The organism is Oceanobacillus sp. FSL W8-0428, from assembly GCF_038004405.1.
Lineage (GTDB): Bacteria > Bacillota > Bacilli > Bacillales > Amphibacillaceae > Oceanobacillus > Oceanobacillus sojae.
In genome coordinates this window covers 2631699-2650742 of sequence record NZ_JBBORB010000001.1, presented here as the reverse complement: position 1 = coordinate 2650742, position 19044 = coordinate 2631699, and the positions used below count along the sequence as shown (strand labels likewise).

Here is a 19044-nt window from a genome sequence, read left to right as displayed (position 1 = left end):
CTCTGTATCAATTCGTATTTCCTGGTTCACGTATAGTCACGTCTACATTCAATGTTACGTCTACATTGGAAAAATAATTTTTCCCGCTGTCCCAATTGCCTTCTACCTGCTTCCAGATATCAGGATGCTTTCTAAACAAAAATTCATGAAATTCCAATATATCTACACCATAATCGTTCTGCAACTTCGATATTGTCTTTGACATCACTTTTTCCGCTTCCAGCCTGAATTTCTTTTTCAAATTCTCTATACTCTCTTCCTTGATAAAATCCAGTCCTTGAGAAGCTTCTACAAGCTCTCCAGTCAAAAATACATCAAATTGAAAGTGGAGGTTTTCGGGATCACTATTAAGAAGTTTTATTTCGGTCCGTCCATCAGGAATGGTGAACGATCCCTTTTGTCCGTTATGATCTACTATAAGCGTTTCACTAAAACTGGGGCGCGTTAATGCTAATCCCGTTATTTCATCTCCTTTTAGTATGCCAACCATTTTCCCGTTCTCTCCTTCAAAAACAGCTACTCCACCTAACTGAATACCAGTTGTTGAGGGCGTATTTTCTAAATAAGGAAGGTAAAAACTTTTATTCTTAATAAAAAAATATTGCATAACTCCTGCAGTTTCCGGTTCTAAATCTGCTAATTTATAATTGGATTTAATGAGCTCTGTAATGTATTGAGAAGGAAGCTTTACATTTTCTGGATCTATATTTAACAGCTCCTCTGAGCTTCCGTTGGCTACTGCTAAAATAATATCCCGGTTCATTCTGCTTTCCCGCATAAACACATCTATAATATCTGATATTTTATATTCACTTTTTACCAGCTCGTCTGAAATAATTACAATTTCAATATGACTGTTATCAAGATCTCCATCTTCTTTTTCCTCGATGGACGATTTCACTTCAAAAATAGTTTTACCAATACTTGAGACATTACGAAAGCTTTTTTCTCCCCCACTACTGTTATTTGGCAGTGAAACGAGTCCGTTTGGAATAACAACCTGTGTCATCATTTTTAAGTTTTTATCACCATTATCCTTAACCGGATCAATTGCCACTCCAGACACAAAAGCCCTATTCTCTATTTCCAAGCTGTCCCAGCACCCTGACAATATTAACAATAGTGGAACACAAAATAAGAAAAAAAGATATCTCATGATTTACCTCGCTTTCCTTTTCTGCCCTTTCCCCAGTACATTATCCATAAGAAAACTAGGGTGATTATAGTTAAACATTTAGCTGCATACCCAATTATTGTGCCTAAATCTGACACTTGATAATAATCGGTTGGAAGAAGCGATATAAAGTATACAAACGGTAATAAACTGAAAGCGACAAAAATTTTATTTGCTTTCGGAAAAATATCTGTAATGATTAACACACTGATATCATAAGCAATGGCAGTTGTCATAAATACAGTAGTAATCCAGATAACAAAATATAAGGATTCAATTCTATCCAGAAAACCTATAGATCGCACCATATTCGCCAATTCAACCAGCGGATAAACAGTATTAGCTGTTGATACATTTCCAAGTACGGCGATACACATTAGATAAACAGTGATATAAAATCCTGTCACGGCTATTGCACCAATTACTGCTGACTTTACACTTTTCGATGGTGTTCTGGTTAGCTTCATATAAAAGAAAAGGACGAAAACACCAGAATAAGATAAAATGCTATTTGGCAGTTCACCTAAATACGATTTGAAATCCGTAGTAAAGGCCGGGAGCATCCGGTTCCAATCTGCAGAAGGAAGAGCCGTAATAACTAAAACAATTGTTGCAACAGCAGTCAAAATAATTATTCCAAAACCAGTCCGAAAAATTGCTACACGCTCTCCGCATACAGCATACAAAACCACAAATAAGAATACGAGATTAATGGCTTCCGATGGGGTTTTTTCAAACAAATAATGATGAGATATATTAGCAATAAAAGCTGCCTCATAGCTGACAATGGTTACTGATAATAAAAAAAACAACATACTTAACAGAATCGCAATCGGCTTCGTCAGCATTGAAGAAGTATACGTATAAAAAGACTGTCCAGGAAATAAAGAGGCAATTTTAGCAATCAGAAAAGTAGAACATGCACAAACTGCCCCTCCAATTAATAATGTTATCCAACCATCTGCGCCCTCTGTCTGGCTGGCCAGCGTACGCGGGTAAGTCAATATCCCGACAGCAACAACAATACTGGGAACAATTGTTAATATAGTTATGTTTGATATTTTACCATCGGCATACCCTACTGTTCGCATCTATTATTCATTCCTTTGTCTGTTGGGATCTTTTAACTCATCCTGTAAAAAGATATACTGTTCTTCCACTTTCGTTATTGGTCCTCTGATAACATTGTCCATCATATCCTGCTTTACTGCAGGAAAAACTGTAAAGCTATATGGAACACCGAAGCTTTTTAAATTTGTAACGTGTATAACAAGAACAAGAAACGCAAGAATCAGTCCAAATAATCCAAAAAGAGCGCAAATCAGCATAAAACCAAAACGGACAGCTCGAAAACTGATAGCTACACTGTAATAAGGGGAACAAAAGCTGGCAATTGCAGTTAACGCGGTAATAATGACAATAATCGGGCTTGCTATTCCTGCACTAACAGCAGCCTCTCCAATAACAATACCGCCAACGATACCAATCGTCTGTCCAATTATCCGGGGCAGCCGAATAGCCGCTTCCTGAAGCATTTCAAAGGTAGCTGCCATTAATAATATCTCTGCTATCGCAGAAAATGGCATTCCTTCACGGCTGGCTGCAATGGAGAATACCAATGTTGTCGGCAGCATCCCCGGATGAAATAAAACCATTGCAATGTAAAAAGCAGGTAATAATAGTGCTATCAAGCTTGCTACAACTCGAAGAATACGTAATAAGGATGCAGTAATCCATCTCTGGTTATAATCTTCCATCGATTTGTTAATATCGCTGAGAACAACTGGCCCTATTGCCGAAAAAGGACTCCCATCTACCAAAACCGCGAAACGCCCATGTAAAACTTCAAAAGCAACTTTATCCGGCCTTTCCGTACTTAACATTTGCGGAAATGGAGAAAGAGAGCTATCCTCAATCCACTGTTCAATTTGTGAAACATCTGTGATATATTCCAGTTCAATCGATTCAAGCCGATAAATAACTTCCTCCAGAATCTGGGGATTGATCACATCTTCTACATAACAAAGTACGAGCTTCTGCTTTGACCTCGTACCGACTTCATATGCTTTAAAGCGCAGATTTGGATCACGGAGATTACGACGAATCATCGCTAAATTGACTTCTAAACTCTCCACAAATCCTTCTCTTGGCCCTTGGATTAAATTTTCCGATTGCGGCTGCTCAATAGCACGTTTGTCTCCACCAGATGTCCCAATGACTAACGCATTTTCTTCTTCCTCCAGAAAGAATACCGTTTGTCCGTCCAGCACAAGGTTAATGATTTCCTTCATATCATTCAATTCTGCCACGGAGGAAACTGCAATCATTTCGAGCTTTACATTTTCTAAAGGGCTGCCTTCCATTTCTTTTAAATTCTGCTGCAAAGTCTGGATAATATCCTGATTAATCATATTTGTATCTGTTATTCCCGATAAATAAGCAATTCCACATTTCTTTTGCAGTTTTCCAATGGAGATATAACGGAGATTTAAATCTTCTGGATTACCAATCGCGTTCTTTAATGTATCGAGATTATCGCTGACTTTATTCGAAAGCTTCGAACGTACTTTTGGCTGGACAGGATGACTGCCTAGTTGCTTTTCTTCTTCCTTTTTTTCCTGCTGTTTTAATTTTGTAAATACAGATTGGCTCATTCCAGGTTACCTCCTACCCCAAGCCCCGCCTATATTCCAAGTGAAATATAGGGGATAATTTTAACAATAAATAAGCTTATAAAATCCTTATTTACGTTTCCACAAAACCAAATATTTATACTTGGTTCAATCGAAAAACCCCCTTTGCATCTTCCATTGATACAAAGAGGGTTTTAGCTTATATTTGTTATATAGTTATATATTTATTTTTTCAGTATATACGGCATATCCTGATCTTCAGGAAGCAGCGAATCATAATTTTCCGGTCCTGCCTCACGATCACGAAGCTCTTTCGCAGCATTCTGCAGTACTTCTGGATTTTGCAGAACGTCAATAATAGTGCTCGCAATCGCTTTTCCTGCAAAAAGCATCCCCTTTTTCGCATAGGAAGTTTTTCCTTGAGATACGACCTGCCAAGTATGGAATGGTGTACCGAATGTCCATGTTGCTGCCATCAGCTGCGCAGTAGGTGTCACCCAACTGACAGCACCAACATCTGTAGAACCTGACCCTTTCACATATTCCGGTGCCTCGCGGTAGGCATCCACTTCATGAATAAGCGGGCGTTCAGCAAGCTCCTTCGCCTTCTTCTTGCCGACCAGTGAGGCAGCAAATGCGATATCATCTTCATTTAATGTATTATAATATTTTTTACTTAATTCCAGCTCTTCTTCAGTAAAATGCGGGCGTTCTAAAGCTTTCATATTTTTATGAAGCAGTTTATCTAATGTAGCATTTTGTACAAGATTAGAACATACGCCTTCGATACGGTAATCCATGGAGGTTTCTGTCATTAACGCTGCACCTTCCGCGATTTTTATCAGACGTTTAAACAAAGCACGGGCCTGATCTGCATGAGGAGCACGGACAAAATAAGAAACTTCTGCTTCTTTTTGGACAACGTTTGGAGACATTCCTCCAGAGTTTGTGATTGCATAATGAACCCGGGCTTCGTCAATCATGTGCTCCCGCATATAGTTGGCACCGACATTCATTAGTTCCACAGCATCTAATGCGCTCCGCCCCAGTTCTGGAGAAGCTGCTGCATGCGAGCTTATCCCATTAAATGTAAAGGTGGAGTGGATAACCGCCAGTGATGGTCCATGAAACAAGCTGTTTGTATAATGCGGATGCCAGGAAAAGGATGCAGCTACATCATCGAATAACCCTGCTTTGACCATATATGTTTTTGCATAACCACTTTCTTCTGCCGGGCAGCCATAATACCGGATCGTTCCTTCTAAATTATTTTTCTCTAAGTATTCTTTTACAGCAACTGCAGCAGACATTGAACCTACGCCAAGCAGATTATGACCGCAGCCATGTCCTGGACCATATGGTACTGCCGGATCAAATTCAGTCACACCGGCTTTTTGACTTAAACCAGGTAAAGCATCATATTCTCCTAATATTGCAATCACCGGACCACTGTTTCCAAAGGTTGCAGTGAATGCAGTCGGAATACTGGCTACTCCACGTTCTACCTGAAAGCCTTGCTCCTCCATAAAATCAGCTGAGCATTTAAAAGACTGTTTTTCTTCATAACGAATTTCAGGTGTTTCCCAAATTTGATCACTTACTTTAAAAAAAGCTTCCCGCTTCTGTTCGATTATTTCTTCGATTTGGCTGATAATACTCATTGTTCTCATACATTCCTTTCTTCTTTAGTGCTATTATATATTTTATAGCAAAATAGAGTGCAATGAAATAATTACCTCTACTATTAGATAATACAACTATGTAAATTGGGTTACTAAATTATGTAATTCATTTTCACAATAAAAATAAATCATAGTAAACATCGTGAATATAAGAAAGAAAATTATATTTGCTACATCTTTAAAGAATCAAAAAATAAGCCGCATGAAAAAATTTTTCAATTTCTCACACGACCTTTTCCTATAATTAAAACGAATATAACATCGTTTTTGATGTTCCTTCTATCTCTATATCTTCAAAACCCAATTGATGATACAGGCTGATTGCTCCTGTATTTTTTAGATCGACACTGAGAGACAGCCCAATGTATCCTGCTTTCTTAGCTCCTTTTATTATTTCAATCAATAATTGCTTTCCTAATCCCTTGCCTCTTTCACTTTCAACAATTGCAATACCGAGCTCAGGAATATCAGGACTGACAAAGCCATATCCTTTTTCATTTTCGTTAAACAGGCGGCACCATACCGCTCCAACAGCCTGATTCTGTTGATTTATTGCAATAAGAGCCATATCTCCTGTTCTTCCCCAGTTTTGATGATATTTACGTAAATACGCTGCTTGGAGCAGCTCTTCTTTTGGCGGCTTATCAGACGGGATATATATAGATTCGTATAGCATATCCGTTAAAAAATCAGTATCTTTCCGGCTTTGCTCTATTTTTCTGATTGTATATATAGCGCTTCCCCTACTTCCCCGGATATCTCTCCTGTAAAAAAAGCACAGACTGCTTAATTAATTCCTTTAATACCTCTTCATCAATATCTGCCACTTTATTAATATAGACACAGGACTTACCTGTTGTATGTTTACCAAATTTTTCAAGCAAGTGTTCACGCTCTGTATCTCCTGTTGCAAAGTAAAGACTTATCTTAGCCTTTCTTGGAGAAAAGCCGACTAAAGGTGCGTCTCCCTCATGGCCTGAATCATATTTATAATGATACTTACCAAAGCCAATAATACTCGGGCCCCACATTGCTGCCTCAAATCCGGTTGTCTCCGCGAATATATCCAGCAGGCGGTATGCATCCTCCCGCTTCTTTGGCTGCTCTACCTGTTCAATAAATTCAATACACTGTTATCTGTTTCTTTTGTTTTTAATTTGTACATTTATTTACCCCTCATATGCCTTTCGCAATGTTTCTATATCCAATTTCTTCATTGGCATCATTGCCTTGTTTACTCTGGCAATTTGCTCTGTTGTTGCATTCTCACTCATCATTTCATCCATATCTTTGGGAGAAATTTGCCAGGATACACCATACTTGTCCTTTAGCCAGCCACATTGCTCTGCTTCAGGTACTGCCGATAAATGCTCAAAATAATAATCAATTTCTTCCTGCGTTTCACAATTAACCAGTAAAGAAACAGCTTCATTAAATTGAAAATCATGATTCAGAGCACTATCCATTGCTGTCATCCAGACATTTTCGAGCATAAAATCAGAAAACATTACTGTTCCCTCTTTGTTTGGATCCATCCCTGCCGGATAATGGGCAACGACTCCCTGTTTACTATTTTTAAAAATAGATTGATAAAATTGTACAGCTTCTTCCGCTTTCCCTACATTTTCACCAATGAACATCATGGACGGTAATATTGGCGGTCTTTCTTCTCCCTCCGGATTGGTCAGGATAAGCTGCCAGGAAAGCCCGTATTTATCTTGTATCCATCCGTATTTTTCACTGAAAGGATACGCATCAAACGGCATAAGTACCTGCCCGCCATCGGACAGCTTCTCCCAAACCTCTTCAATCTGACTGGATGCATTCTTATCCCTGGCCGGATCAAAATTTACCATAAAGGAAATCGACGGATTAATTGAAAAATATGGACCTGCACTGATTGCCATAAACCGCTGTCCCCATAAATCAAAGGATATCAAATCACAATCTCCTGATGGTGTATCCTTTAAAACAATTTCACTGATAATCTGCGAATCAGGAAAAATGGAAGTGTAGAATGCCGCAGCTTCTTTTGCTTCTTTATCAAACCAGAGATGTGGAACAATATTTTTCGTAATCGTTGTCATTATTTTTCCTCCTTTAAGATAAAAGATACTTTTAATATACCATTTTCTAACCTGCTCTGCTTCTTCTAGTTTGCTCTTTTTTTCGTCTTTTTTAAACCCGCTTGTTATCGTGCTAAACCAATGATTTACGCTTCCATTAATCTGAAAATTATTTCTTTCTTTTTCTTAAACAGATGCCTAGACACAGAACATCTCTTCCACTATGATAGTGCTATTGTTTTTTTAGTTAGAACGAAAGGAAGTGTTATATAGTGACAATGAAATTCTCCCGTAATATGATTTTATCCGTATTTATGATTGGTACGTTTGCAATCGGGATGACAGAATATGCTGTAACTGGCTTATTAACACAATTTGCTGCTGATCTGGATGTAGCAGTTTCTGCAACTGGATTATTGCTCAGTGTCTACGCCATCAGTGTCGCTGTCTGCGGTCCGGTGCTCCGGATACTGACGGTTAAATATTCACCGAAACCATTATTAATCGCACTCATGTCTATTTTTATAATAAGTAATATTGTGGCTGCCACAGCTCCTACATTTGAGATATTACTTCTATCCAGACTTCTTTCTGCAACGATGCACGCACCATTCTTTGGGTTGTGTATGAGCATGGCTGTCGATATTTCTCCGCCTCACAAACGCACCAGCGCAATTGCTGCTGTGCAGGGAGGTCTTACTATTGCTATTATGCTTGGAGTTCCCTTTGGATCATACATCGGCGGCATGCTGGATTGGAGACTCGTATTCTGGTTTATTGCATTGATGGGTATTATCAATTTAATTGGAATCATGATTGTCACACCCGATATCCAGCAAAAAGAAATTCCTAAGTTAAAGAACGAAATGGCTATAGTAAAGAATAAAAATGTCTGGATGCTGATTGCCGTGATTGTTTTAGGCTTTTCCGGTGTGTTTACAGCATATACGTTCACAGAGCCGATGCTCAGAGAAATTGCAGGCTTTGATGTAACAAGTATAACGATTGGATTATTCTTATTCGGGCTTGGCGCTGTGATAGGGAATTTTGTTTCTGGAAGCATTCAGCCTGAGGTATTGACAGAGCGCTTAATTGTAGCGATGACTATTTTAGGCACCGTGCTGATCGGCTTCACTTTCCTGCTTGCGAACCCTTTCTTCACGTATGTTGCCTGCTTCTTATTTGGAGCTGGCACATTTGGAACAACACCGATATTAAATGCAAAGATTATCCTGGCAGCAACGGAAGCTCCAGCTTTATCAGGAACAATTGCTGCATCGGTGTTCAACCTGGCAAACTCGATTGGGGCAACCCTTGGAAGTCTTCTGCTGACGAATCAATTTTCATTCAGACAAATCACTTTTGTCGCCGGCGGGATGATTTTCTTTGGAGTGATATTGATGTTTGTTACGCATAAAATGGAAGATAAGTCTTTATTCAGATCTGCTGAAAAGGCTTATGAATAATTTTGTAAAAAAGAACGGCTGATACATGTTGTATTTGGCCGTTCTTTTTATTCTCTTCAAGTTAAATTTCCACTCTCATATGCTTTAAGCCAATGATAAGGCTGCAATTCTTTCAATGTTTTAAATTCAAGCTCATTATCTGGATTTGTTACAGCTGCTTTTACATCCTCTCCCCAATAAAATAGCCGTTCCTGACAAACACCACATGGCGTTAAAATGAGGTATGGGGCATTTTCGTCCTCTCTGGCAACACAAATGGAACGGGTTACTTTTGTATTAAGCTTATGTGCTTCTAAAATTGCTCCTGTTTCTATACATAATTCTGTAGAGGCGTTAATAACTTCAGGAGCAACACTTGTTAATATCTGACCTGATTCTGTGTACATGGCTGCTGCACCACCCCAGCCAGATGGGTATCTTTTTTTAATTAAATCTACTGCAGCATTGTATAGCTGCTGTTCTATATTCATATTAATCTCTCCAATTTTAATCTTTTGCATTGTCTATACGGCGGCTTAATGAACCTCTGCTTACTTCTATTCTTTTAAACAGAATAATCTTTTATATGAAACAGCGTTTCTGTAACACTGACGAATAGATCTCTTTGCTCTTTCCTTTCCCAATCCTCTTCCACTTCGGCCATCAGCCACATTACTTCGTCCAAAAATACATGCAATACTGTTTCTTCCCAAGCTTTTATCTCTACATTGGTTAAAGTTTGATGTTTGGAATAGCCCTCTAAAAACAGTTTCCATTCTTTTGGTGTAAAAGTACGGTTGGGGGCAGAAGATAATTCATTATGAAACAATAATAATGCCAATGCTAAATCAAAAGTGCGCGGAATCCACTTGGCATTATCAGGATCTATAAGAACAGGATTATTTTGAAATACCAGATTATTCGCTTTATAATCATGTGGTGTCTCCACCCATTTTAATGAGGTATTTTTCAATGTTTCCTGATTCTCCACTGCCATATGTAATAACTCTTTCAACTTCTGAATAGGAATGTTGACTTGATAGCTGCTGACAAAGTTGCTAATCTTTTGCATATCATTATCCACTTCATGATGATAAAAATCAAAAACATCATATTCGCTTAAACCAAACGTATTTTTAGAAGAGGAAAGCGCATGTATACGGCCAAGAAGCTCTCCTGCCCGGATAATTTCTTTCTCTGTTCCCTGATAATTACTTCCATTTATAAACGGGTAACAAATATAGCATGCATCATCTATTTGTTTTGGATTGCAGGTGTTTACGTTAACTGGAGTGACGACGGGTATACCTTTTTCTTTTAAGTACGTAGTATATCTGACGAGATTTCGTGCTCTTTCCAATGGGTATTGCGTTTTCTTGATTATATAATTATGAAGCTTATAGACTGGAGAAAATGGATAAATGCTTTTTTGTTCTTCAGCGACATTAAATCCAAATTCTTTTAAAATAGCTTTACTACTCATCTTTCATTTCCCCTTTTAAAGACGCCTAATATTAATAATTTAAAAATTCCGGTTATAATGCAATTATAGCTTAGACTTTGTAAGTATTAAAATAAAAGTACTCTCCGGATCTTTAAGGAGAGTACCCTATAATGATAATCTTTTATTTCTACATGTATTATGATATGAAAAAGCTTAATCCAAATACCACAAAAAATCCAACTAAACCAATAATGGTTTCCATAACTGTCCATGATTTAAGGGTATCTTTTTCTGTCATCGCAAATAACCGGTTTACAAGCCAGAAGCCAGAATCATTTACATGAGATAAGACAGTTGCTCCACAGGCGATTGAAATAGCAATAAGCGCCAGCATTGGCTGAGAAAGCTCAGTCATGTCAAGAATAGGAGAAATCAATCCTGCTGCTGTAATCATTGCTACTGTTGCTGAACCTTGAGCTACGCGGACAAAAGTAGAAATCAAAAAAGCAAGCAGCACTAAGGGGAAACCGGAAGAAGCCATTAATTCTCCCATAGCATCGCCGACTCCGCTTTCAATCAACACTTCTTTGAAGACACCACCCGCCCCGGTAATTAAAATAACAATACCTGCAGGCTCAAGTGCTTTAGTTGTCATTGATTGCATTTCATTTTTTGTGACACCACGGCGTTTACCGAGAAAGTACATTGAAAGTAATGTTGCAATTATTAAAGCGACAAATGGATGGCCAATAAATGTTACAACTTCTTTAAAAATGCCTTCTTTCAGCAAGATACCTCCAGTTGTGTTAAATAGGATTAATACTAATGGGGACAAGATTAAGAAGCAAATCATTCCAAAGCTAGGAAGCAGTTTACCTTCCTCATTATTTGCTTTCTTTCTCTCTTCTTCCTCTTTAATATGTTCAGGAACATCAACATGAATTTTATTTCCAATATAACGCCCGAATATTGGTCCAGCTACAACCATTGCTGGTATCCCGGCAATAACACCAAATAGCATCATCCATCCTAAATCAACGCCTAATACAGATGCTACCGCAATCGGACCAGGTGTAGGAGGAATAAAACTATGTGCTACTGCCAAGCCTGCCAGAAGCGGGATTCCATAGTAAAGTAACGATTTACGCGTACGTATTGCCAAACTATAAAGAATAGGAATCAGAATAACAAGGGCAACATCTAAAAATACCGGAATAGCTACAATAAATCCGGTTAATCCAAGTGCCCATTGTGCACGTTTTTCACCAAATTTATCAACCAGGGTAAACGCAAGACGCTCTGCACCTCCGGATGCTCTGAGTACTTCCCCGAACATGGCACCAAGTCCAACTACGATTGCTATAAATCCCAGAGTTCCCCCCATCCCAACTTCTATTACTTCCAACAGGAAAGCTGGTTCCATTCCTGTGAAAAGGCCGATGAGGATACTGGCAATTAATAGAGCCAGGAACGCCTGCATTTTTGAATGCATAATTAAATACAATAGGACGGCTATACCCAAAATTGCTATTAATATTAAACCAGTTGATGACATTTATTTTCCTCCTTCTCTATCTGCTTCTTACCACTCAGCAACACTAGTATCTCTATGACGCCAAACCGGATTTCTCCAATTATGCCCTTTTTTAGCCATCTCACGAACATGCTCCTCATTGATTGCAATTCCTAAACCTGGACGATCTGGAATATCAACATATCCATCCTTATATTTGAATACGCTGTCATCTTTTAAATAATCCAGTAAGTCAGAGCCCTGATTATAATGAATACCCAGGCTTTGCTCCTGAATAAATGCATTATGACATGTCGCATCTACCTGTAGGCAAGCTGCCAAGGCAATTGGACCTAAAGGACAATGTGGAGCAGCAGCTACATCAAATGCTTCTGCCATGGATAAGATTTTTTTGTTTTCTGTAATTCCCCCGGCATGAGATAAATCCGGCTGGATAATATCCACATATCCATCCTTTAACAGATTTTTAAAATCCCATTTAGAATACATTCTTTCCCCTGTTGCTATCGGAATTACTGTATGATTGGCAATATCACGTAATGCTTCATTATTTTCTGGTAAAACAGGTTCTTCAATAAACATTGGGCGGAATTGTTCCAGCTCTTTTGCCAATACCTTTGCCATCGGTTTATGAACACGTCCATGAAAATCAATTCCTATTCCGATATAAGGACCTACTGCATCACGAATAGCTGAAACATTAGCTAATACACGATCTATCTTTTCATAAGAGTCAATGTATTGCAGTTCATCGGTACCGTTCATTTTAATAGCTGTAAATCCTTTATCAACTACTTCCTTAGCAGCTGCTCCAACGTCAGATGGACGGTCCCCGCCAATCCAGGAGTATACTTTAATAGATTCTCTTGCCTTTCCTCCAAGCAGCTGATGGATTGGTACGTTTAAATATTTCCCTTTAATATCCCAAAGTGCCTGGTCAATACCTGAAATAGCACTCATTAAAATAGGTCCACCACGATAAAATCCACCACGATACATTACATTCCAATGATCTTCTATCTGCAATGGATCTTTCCCTATTAAATACTCCATCAGTTCAATAACTGCAGCTTTTACGGTAGCAGCTCGTCCTTCAATAACCGGCTCTCCCCATCCAGTTATTCCTTCATCCGTCTCTATCTTTAAAAATAACCATCTTGGTTGTACCTGGAATAATTCATAGTTTGTAATTTTCATAGCTTTTATCATCCTTTTTTATTAAATTCTTAAAATCAAAAGATTTTTATCTACTCAACAGAAACTGCCTGAACAAATGCCCGTGCATTTTCTGTTAATTTTGACAAGTATGCTTCATCGAAGTCTTTCTTTGTATTTACCAGTGAGCTTCCAATTCCAAATGCTGCTGCTCCAGCCTTTTGGAAGTCAACAATATTATCCAGACCTACTCCCCCAGTTGGAACTAATGGAATATGAGAAAGAGGCCCACGTATATCCTTAATATAGGATGCTCCAATACTTGCGGGAAAGACCTTTACTAAATCTGCTCCTTCTTCGTAAGCTGTCAATATTTCTGTCGGCGTAAAAGCTCCGGGAATACTCACTTTCCCATAGCGTTTTGTTATTTTTATTGTTTCTTTACTTACTGTTGGCGATAAAATAAAATCCGCACCTGCATCTATGGCTCCTTTAGCAGACTCCGGATCTAGAACCGTCCCGGCACCAACCCTCATTTCTTCTCCAAATGCTTCCTTCAACTGTTTAATTCCTTCTATTGCGCCTGGAGAATTTAATGTCACCTCAATAAGACGGACACCTCCCTCTTTTAAAGCTGCTCCAATTTGCAACAAATCTTCTTTCTTCGCTCCACGGATAATCGCAATAATTTTATGCAGATAAATAGCTTCAAGTGTATTCAAAAAAACCCTCCTTATCGATTTACATCATCCTGATTGTCTGATTCCATAAATGCCTGTAGCTGATCTTGAGTTGGCAGACCTTCGATATCGCCATCAACCTGAGTTACCAAAGCTCCCATAGCACAGGCCCGTTTCACAGCATCCTTCCAAGCTAACTCATCCAATAATCCTGATAACAATCCTGCTGCAAAACCATCTCCTGCACCAACAGGGTCCATAACATAAGGAACGGAATAGGCACCCACAAATCCATTTTGATCTTTATTTTCATAGTAAGCTCCCTTTTCCCCAAGTTTGACTACCACTGCCCCAGCTCCAAGATTTCTACAGTACTTGCTAATTTCTGCTGCATCGGTTGTATCAAATAAAAAATCACCTTCTGACTTTCCTGGAAGCACAATATCAGATAAGCCGATTATCTTCTTTATCAGTTCTACACCATTGTTTTTATCGAGTAATTTTTTCCTTATATTTGGATCAAAAACAACTGTTACTTTTTCTTTCTTTGCCTTATGCAGAAGTGCAAAAATCATCTCTTCACAGGATTTGCTCAACGCAGGAGTAATCCCTGTTATATAGAGGTACTTTGTATCAGAAACATCTATGTTTTCAATATCCTCTGAAGTCATTTTACTGGCAGCGGAGTCTTTTCTATAATAAAAAATTGAGCTTGTTTGTGCATTTGTTTTTTCTTTCAGGAAAAGCCCGGTAGCTGCTTCCTTATCGTGTTTTACATGCGTTGTGTCAACTCCTTCCCCTCTTACAGCGCTTACAATTTTTGCACCAAGTTCATCGTTTCCTACTCTGCTGATCCAGCTGGTCTTGTGCCCAAGCTTTGCTAAGCCTATTAATGTATTCGTTTCTGCACCAGCAATTCTTGCTGAAAAGTCATTTGCATATCGCAATTGTCCATTTGTCTTAGGAGAAAATAGAACCATTGTTTCTCCAACACTTAAAACGTCCATTTACACACCTTCCTTACGCACATATCCCAGTTTTGCGGAAATATCATTTGCTTTTTGCTTTAAATGCTTAATAATGCTATCTTCCTGTCTAAGCATCCTCTCTTTAGGTCCAGCTACACTAATTGCTGCTTGGATAGCTCCCTTCATATCAAATATTGGTGCTGCTAAACAGTAAAGACCGTCTTCATTTTCCTCATTATCAATGGAATATCCCTGCTGTTTGTATTCTTGGAGCTTCTCCTCTAATTTTTCTTTATCAGTGATTGTCTGCTTCGTAATTGGCTTTAATTCAATAGTATTTAAATAGTCAGCCCGGTCAGCTTCATTCATAAATGCCAGGTAAGCCTTTCCAAGTCCTGTGCAATATAGCGGCTTCTGTCCCCCTGGGTAAGCTGAAGTTCTGATTGAACGGTTACTGTCAATTTTAGCAACATAAACCAGCTCTTGATCTGCCAGCACTGCCATAAATACAGTTTCTTCAATTAATTCCATTAATTCTTTTAAAGAAGAATGCCCTAAAGAAGATATATCTAGGGACTCCATTGCTGCATTTCCCACCGGAATAAGTTTCGGTCCTAAAATAAAGTGATTCTGCTGATTAACTGATAAGTAATTTTCATTAAGCAGTGTTTTTATTAACCCTGATGTACTGCTTTGTGGTAGCTGCAAAGTTTCACTAATTTCTTTAATTGTCATCCCATCAATATTTGCACTTAATAATTCAAAAATTCTTAAAACACGTTCTGCGGATTTAACTGACATAAAATCTCCTCCATCACATATGTGATTTAACATCTTGTATATGATTTTTATATTTAGAACTTTAACATGTATTTTTTAAAATGACAACTGTAAAAGGAAAAATAATAAAACAGGTTGTATTTATTTATCGTTCACAGCCACCTGTAATAAAATGAATAAATACTTCCAAAAGCTGCATGATATCTGTGCTATACAAAGGAACTAGGTGACTGCGATGCTGCCATGACTAGTTAAACGAAAAAAGAAATATAAAAAGCGCCATCCTGTTATTTTCAGGAAAGCACTTTGTAAAATAGTAATTATTTATAAAAAATAAGTATGTTAGATATCTTTTTTATACGCAGCATATGTTTTCCAAACATCATACCCTAATAAATTATAAAATCCCACCAGCCCTGTCCAGTCAATTACAATGCGAGAAATACCACGCTGCCTTAAAAATGAAATAGCCGCTTCAACTATTGCCAAGCCGTATCCTTGTCCGCGTTCCCTCTCATCTACTCCTAAAGGTCCAATACCGCCTAAGCTCTCCTTGAACAAAGGCGCCCAGTATACATTTTGAGCAATTAACAAGGATTTTTCATCATTCATGCGACAGAACCCAATGATTCTTTCCTCTTTCTTTAAAATAGCAAATTCTCTTCCTGTACCGCCTTTTTGAAAATAATGAATCGCTTCATATTCCCATCTTCCCGGGAAACAGCGATGTAAAAATTCAAGGAATAATTCCTTCTCTCCCAGCTTTAAAACGCTAAATTCTACCCCCTCTATTTTCGGGGTTTTTATTTCATTATTAACGTTATACTTTCTAATCATGTCATGCTCAGTACCATAATTTTCATATCCTTTATGAGCAAACCAGGCTTTTGTTTCCACCATTTCATCCGGAATACCAGGGAAATAATGCCATGGGTCGCGCCCCAAGAGAATTTGATTTGCACCAGCGACCTTTAAATATGTTTCAGCGTTTGCTAATAATTTTGAGCCTATGCCCTGGTTTCTGTGCTTCCGGCTGACAAGAAGCACCTGAATCCATCCGGTCGTCCTGCTCATACCAATCTTCTCTTTTTCTTGATATATTTTTGCGGCAACAAATCCGATAACATTATCTTCATTATCGACGGCAATCATTGAGGCTATACTGCATATATTTTCGTCAGTGAAACTATTTTGTTTAAATAACTCTTTACGCATTGGAAATCCGGCTCCAATTTCCTGATTCCATAATTGAACAATATCTTCTATCCGCTCTTCATTCCATGGTTCTAACCTCATTATTGATTATCCCTTCTTTTTTGGATGGGTGTTGATACTAAAATTTATTTATTTCTTTTATCATACCGTAATAAAACCCAAATAAAAACGCATTCATTAGCATCCTTATTTTTTTATCTTTTCATTTCCTTGTTTAAAGAAATCAACAGCAGCCCTTGTTTCATCCAGGTGCTTCACTGTAACAGGATACTGCAATGCTGCCACACTCATAAATAAAATATCCATAACCTGCAACTGTGCTATCCTGGAGGATGTAGCTCCGCTTCGGAAAATAGGCTCTCTTGTCGTAGACGTATACAATTTGATATCTGCATGCTCCGTGACAGGCCATTTCCCGTATTTTGTCAGACTGATTGTTTTCACCCCTCTTTTTTTAGCAAGGTGAAGCATATTTGCAATTTCAATGGTTTCTCCAGAAAAAGAAATACCGACAACGACATCATTTTCACTCATATTGGCCAGCACTAATGCTGCCGTATGCATATCTTCAAATGCATAGGCATTTTTATTAATCCGAATAAATTTTTGTACCGCATCCTGAGCAATCATTCCTGATGCACCAATACCGATAAATAGTATTTTTGATGCATCATTCATCGATTGTATACCTTCCTGCAGCTGATCAATATCAATTAATTGTGCTGTTTCCCGTATTGTTTGAATACTGTTATTCGTCATTTTTTCAATAATGGATAAAGATGTCTCATCGGGATCAATGTCGCGGAAGCCGTATTCTTCTTTGCTTTGCAAATCACCTGCGATGCGGATTTTTAAATCATGGAAGCCTTTCAGATTCAAAGACTTGCATAATCGAATTACTGCTGCCCCGCTTGTTTCACTGCGTTTCCCAAGCTCCTTTGCAGTTAATGATATAGCCGATTCCGGATTCTTTAAAATGTATTCAGCAATCTTTTTTTCAGATGGGGGGAGACTGGGCAGCATCTCGTTCATTCTTGTTATTCCACCGTTCATAAAAGGCAATATGATCAACTCATTTCTTTTTCTCTCATCGAAGCTGTATTTCTTCTAACGGTATAAAAGATATTTTTTCCTCATTTTTTTAAATAGTTCCAGCTCTTGTTGACTTTCCTCCAAATAGCTTTCCGATTCCCCATCTAAAATATATTTTCTTAATCGTTTTGTTCCCGCCAGTAAATCAAAGAAATACTTCCCATTTTCATTTTGGATAAACTGAAATTGGTTGGGATATAAATTTACGATTGTTTCAACTAAGGCTAGACCTGCCTTTAAGGAATGCAGCTTATTGCGGTTTTCAATATGAAGCTGCACGCCGCTGCAGGGTTCACCTTCATGTTTTTGATAGGTGGGAACAAAAGAAACAGGGCGGGCCAGGACCCCGGGTATTTTTTTATCGTTATATACTTTTGCCAGCTTCTGCCCGTCGATAAATGGAGCCCCAATCCATTCAAATGGCTTTGCGGTCCCTCTCCCCTCGGATACATTCGTCCCTTCGATAAGGCAAGTGCCAGGATATAAAACAGCTGTATCGATAGCAGGTGTATTCGGAGACGGTGGAACCCAAAATAAACTCGTATCATCAAAATACATACTGCGTTTCCAGCCTTCCATCGGTATGATAGAAAGATCACATGAATAAGCAAACTCATTTTTGAATAATAATGCCAATTCCCCTATCGTCATACCGTGACGATTCGGGATTGGAAGTAAACCCACAAAGGAACGTAATTCTTTTTCTACCAGATTTCCCTCCATTTCCAGCCCGGAAACAGGGTTGGGCCGGTCAAGGACAATCAGTTTTTTTCCGTATTCCATACAGGCTTCCATAACATAAGCCATTGTATAAATATACGTATAGTATCTGGAGCCGATATCCTGTAAATCAAATAGGAGGGCATCCACATCTGCCAGCATTTCTTTACTCGGTTTTCTCATTTCACCATACAAGCTGTAAACAGGTAATCCTGTGGCGTCATCAATTGAAGATGTTACTTTCTGCCCTTCTTTCGCATCTCCGCGAATACCATGTTCAGGACCGTATAAGGCAACAAGGTTAATTCCCGGATGTTCAGCAAATAAATCGACAGCGGGCTGAAGCCTTCCATTCACACCTGTCATATTGGTAACGAGACCAATCCGCAGACCCTCCACCCGCTTATATCCTTTTTCTAAAAAAATATCCAGACCTGATCGTACCAATTCTTAAGC

General features: G+C 38.5%; 17 protein-coding genes and 1 pseudogene. 1 reads left to right on the top strand and 17 read right to left on the bottom strand.

The genetic code is table 11. The annotated features are described in order from the left end of the window. Positions 1-7 precede the first annotated feature (7 nt). The 7 genes and pseudogenes from MKY30_RS12540 to MKY30_RS12510 all read right to left on the bottom strand — a co-directional run bounded on the left by MKY30_RS12540 (position 8) and on the right by MKY30_RS12510 (position 7576). On the bottom strand, positions 8-1156 hold the full coding sequence (locus MKY30_RS12540; RefSeq protein WP_341084102.1) for a Ger(x)C family spore germination protein: 1149 nt from the start codon (positions 1154-1156) through the stop codon (positions 8-10). After that, the gene (locus MKY30_RS12535) at positions 1153-2265 is read right to left on the bottom strand and encodes a GerAB/ArcD/ProY family transporter (RefSeq protein WP_147212186.1); all 1113 of its coding nucleotides are present in this window, start codon (positions 2263-2265) and stop codon (positions 1153-1155) included. Before MKY30_RS12535 ends, MKY30_RS12540 begins: the two co-directional genes overlap by 4 nt. A gap of 3 nt (positions 2266-2268) precedes the next feature. Further along, on the bottom strand, positions 2269-3828 hold the full coding sequence (locus MKY30_RS12530) for a spore germination protein (RefSeq protein WP_341084099.1): 1560 nt from the start codon (positions 3826-3828) through the stop codon (positions 2269-2271). Positions 3829-4031: 203 nt separating this feature from the next. Further along, complete coding sequence (locus MKY30_RS12525) at positions 4032-5468, bottom strand: M20 family metallopeptidase (protein ID WP_445254571.1); 1437 nt, start codon at positions 5466-5468, stop codon at positions 4032-4034. 265 nt (positions 5469-5733) lie between these two features. Next, entirely contained in the window at positions 5734-6165 is a 432-nt protein-coding gene (locus tag MKY30_RS12520; protein WP_246145245.1) for a GNAT family N-acetyltransferase, read from the bottom strand. 67 nt (positions 6166-6232) lie between these two features. Beyond that, positions 6233-6654 (bottom strand): annotated as a pseudogene (locus MKY30_RS12515) (DUF1801 domain-containing protein). 4 nt (positions 6655-6658) lie between these two features. Next, on the bottom strand, positions 6659-7576 hold the full coding sequence (locus tag MKY30_RS12510) for a VOC family protein (protein WP_156988098.1): 918 nt from the start codon (positions 7574-7576) through the stop codon (positions 6659-6661). Between the two features lie 257 nt (positions 7577-7833). Between MKY30_RS12510 and MKY30_RS12505 the strand changes: the two genes are divergently transcribed. Beyond that, positions 7834-9021 carry an MFS transporter gene (locus tag MKY30_RS12505; RefSeq protein ID WP_341085632.1) on the top strand — a complete coding sequence of 396 codons (1188 nt, stop codon included), beginning with the start codon at positions 7834-7836 and terminating at the stop codon, positions 9019-9021. A gap of 56 nt (positions 9022-9077) precedes the next feature. On the opposite strand, the gene MKY30_RS12500 is transcribed toward MKY30_RS12505, so the two are convergent. From MKY30_RS12500 to MKY30_RS12455, 10 genes are all read right to left on the bottom strand, one after another. Beyond that, complete coding sequence (locus tag MKY30_RS12500) at positions 9078-9491, bottom strand: cytidine deaminase (protein ID WP_147212180.1); 414 nt, start codon at positions 9489-9491, stop codon at positions 9078-9080. A 74-nt stretch (positions 9492-9565) separates the two neighbouring features. Continuing rightward, positions 9566-10483: a phosphotransferase gene (locus tag MKY30_RS12495; RefSeq protein ID WP_341084096.1), complete on the bottom strand. Its 918-nt coding sequence runs from the start codon at positions 10481-10483 to the stop codon at positions 9566-9568. 157 nt (positions 10484-10640) lie between these two features. Further along, entirely contained in the window at positions 10641-11999 is a 1359-nt protein-coding gene (locus tag MKY30_RS12490; protein WP_341084095.1) for a GntP family permease, read from the bottom strand. Positions 12000-12026: 27 nt separating this feature from the next. Beyond that, entirely contained in the window at positions 12027-13175 is a 1149-nt protein-coding gene (dgoD, locus tag MKY30_RS12485) for a galactonate dehydratase (protein WP_147212178.1), read from the bottom strand. A 50-nt stretch (positions 13176-13225) separates the two neighbouring features. Continuing rightward, positions 13226-13855 carry a bifunctional 4-hydroxy-2-oxoglutarate aldolase/2-dehydro-3-deoxy-phosphogluconate aldolase gene (locus tag MKY30_RS12480; protein WP_147212177.1) on the bottom strand — a complete coding sequence of 210 codons (630 nt, stop codon included), beginning with the start codon at positions 13853-13855 and terminating at the stop codon, positions 13226-13228. 11 nt (positions 13856-13866) lie between these two features. Beyond that, positions 13867-14820 (bottom strand): sugar kinase, encoded by a 954-nt coding sequence (locus MKY30_RS12475; protein WP_147212176.1) that lies wholly within the window; start codon positions 14818-14820, stop codon positions 13867-13869. After that, entirely contained in the window at positions 14821-15582 is a 762-nt protein-coding gene (locus tag MKY30_RS12470; RefSeq protein WP_147212175.1) for an IclR family transcriptional regulator, read from the bottom strand. It lies immediately after the preceding gene. A 321-nt stretch (positions 15583-15903) separates the two neighbouring features. Continuing rightward, positions 15904-16857 carry a GNAT family N-acetyltransferase gene (locus MKY30_RS12465; RefSeq protein WP_341084091.1) on the bottom strand — a complete coding sequence of 318 codons (954 nt, stop codon included), beginning with the start codon at positions 16855-16857 and terminating at the stop codon, positions 15904-15906. A gap of 105 nt (positions 16858-16962) precedes the next feature. After that, on the bottom strand, positions 16963-17808 hold the full coding sequence (locus tag MKY30_RS12460) for a MurR/RpiR family transcriptional regulator (protein ID WP_246145243.1): 846 nt from the start codon (positions 17806-17808) through the stop codon (positions 16963-16965). A 75-nt stretch (positions 17809-17883) separates the two neighbouring features. After that, positions 17884-19035 (bottom strand): exo-beta-N-acetylmuramidase NamZ family protein, encoded by a 1152-nt coding sequence (locus MKY30_RS12455; RefSeq protein WP_339284999.1) that lies wholly within the window; start codon positions 19033-19035, stop codon positions 17884-17886. Positions 19036-19044 lie beyond the last annotated feature (9 nt).

Excerpts from the sequence above, each read along its gene's own strand:
- MKY30_RS12540 (WP_341084102.1), bottom strand. The coding sequence starts at position 1,156 with ATGAGATATCTTTTTTTCTTATTTTGTGTTCCACTATTGTTAATATTG.
- MKY30_RS12535 (WP_147212186.1), bottom strand. The coding sequence starts at position 2,265 with ATGCGAACAGTAGGGTATGCCGATGGTAAAATATCAAACATAACTATA.
- MKY30_RS12530 (WP_341084099.1), bottom strand. The coding sequence starts at position 3,828 with ATGAGCCAATCTGTATTTACAAAATTAAAACAGCAGGAAAAAAAGGAA.
- MKY30_RS12525 (WP_445254571.1), bottom strand. The coding sequence starts at position 5,468 with ATGAGTATTATCAGCCAAATCGAAGAAATAATCGAACAGAAGCGGGAA.
- MKY30_RS12520 (WP_246145245.1), bottom strand. The coding sequence starts at position 6,165 with ATGCTATACGAATCTATATATATCCCGTCTGATAAGCCGCCAAAAGAA.
- MKY30_RS12510 (WP_156988098.1), bottom strand. The coding sequence starts at position 7,576 with ATGACAACGATTACGAAAAATATTGTTCCACATCTCTGGTTTGATAAA.
- MKY30_RS12505 (WP_341085632.1), top strand. The coding sequence starts at position 7,834 with ATGAAATTCTCCCGTAATATGATTTTATCCGTATTTATGATTGGTACG.
- MKY30_RS12500 (WP_147212180.1), bottom strand. The coding sequence starts at position 9,491 with ATGAATATAGAACAGCAGCTATACAATGCTGCAGTAGATTTAATTAAA.
- MKY30_RS12495 (WP_341084096.1), bottom strand. The coding sequence starts at position 10,483 with ATGAGTAGTAAAGCTATTTTAAAAGAATTTGGATTTAATGTCGCTGAA.
- MKY30_RS12490 (WP_341084095.1), bottom strand. The coding sequence starts at position 11,999 with ATGTCATCAACTGGTTTAATATTAATAGCAATTTTGGGTATAGCCGTC.
- dgoD (WP_147212178.1), bottom strand. The coding sequence starts at position 13,175 with ATGAAAATTACAAACTATGAATTATTCCAGGTACAACCAAGATGGTTA.
- MKY30_RS12475 (WP_147212176.1), bottom strand. The coding sequence starts at position 14,820 with ATGGACGTTTTAAGTGTTGGAGAAACAATGGTTCTATTTTCTCCTAAG.
- MKY30_RS12470 (WP_147212175.1), bottom strand. The coding sequence starts at position 15,582 with ATGTCAGTTAAATCCGCAGAACGTGTTTTAAGAATTTTTGAATTATTA.
- MKY30_RS12465 (WP_341084091.1), bottom strand. The coding sequence starts at position 16,857 with ATGAGGTTAGAACCATGGAATGAAGAGCGGATAGAAGATATTGTTCAA.
- MKY30_RS12460 (WP_246145243.1), bottom strand. The coding sequence starts at position 17,808 with ATGAACGAGATGCTGCCCAGTCTCCCCCCATCTGAAAAAAAGATTGCT.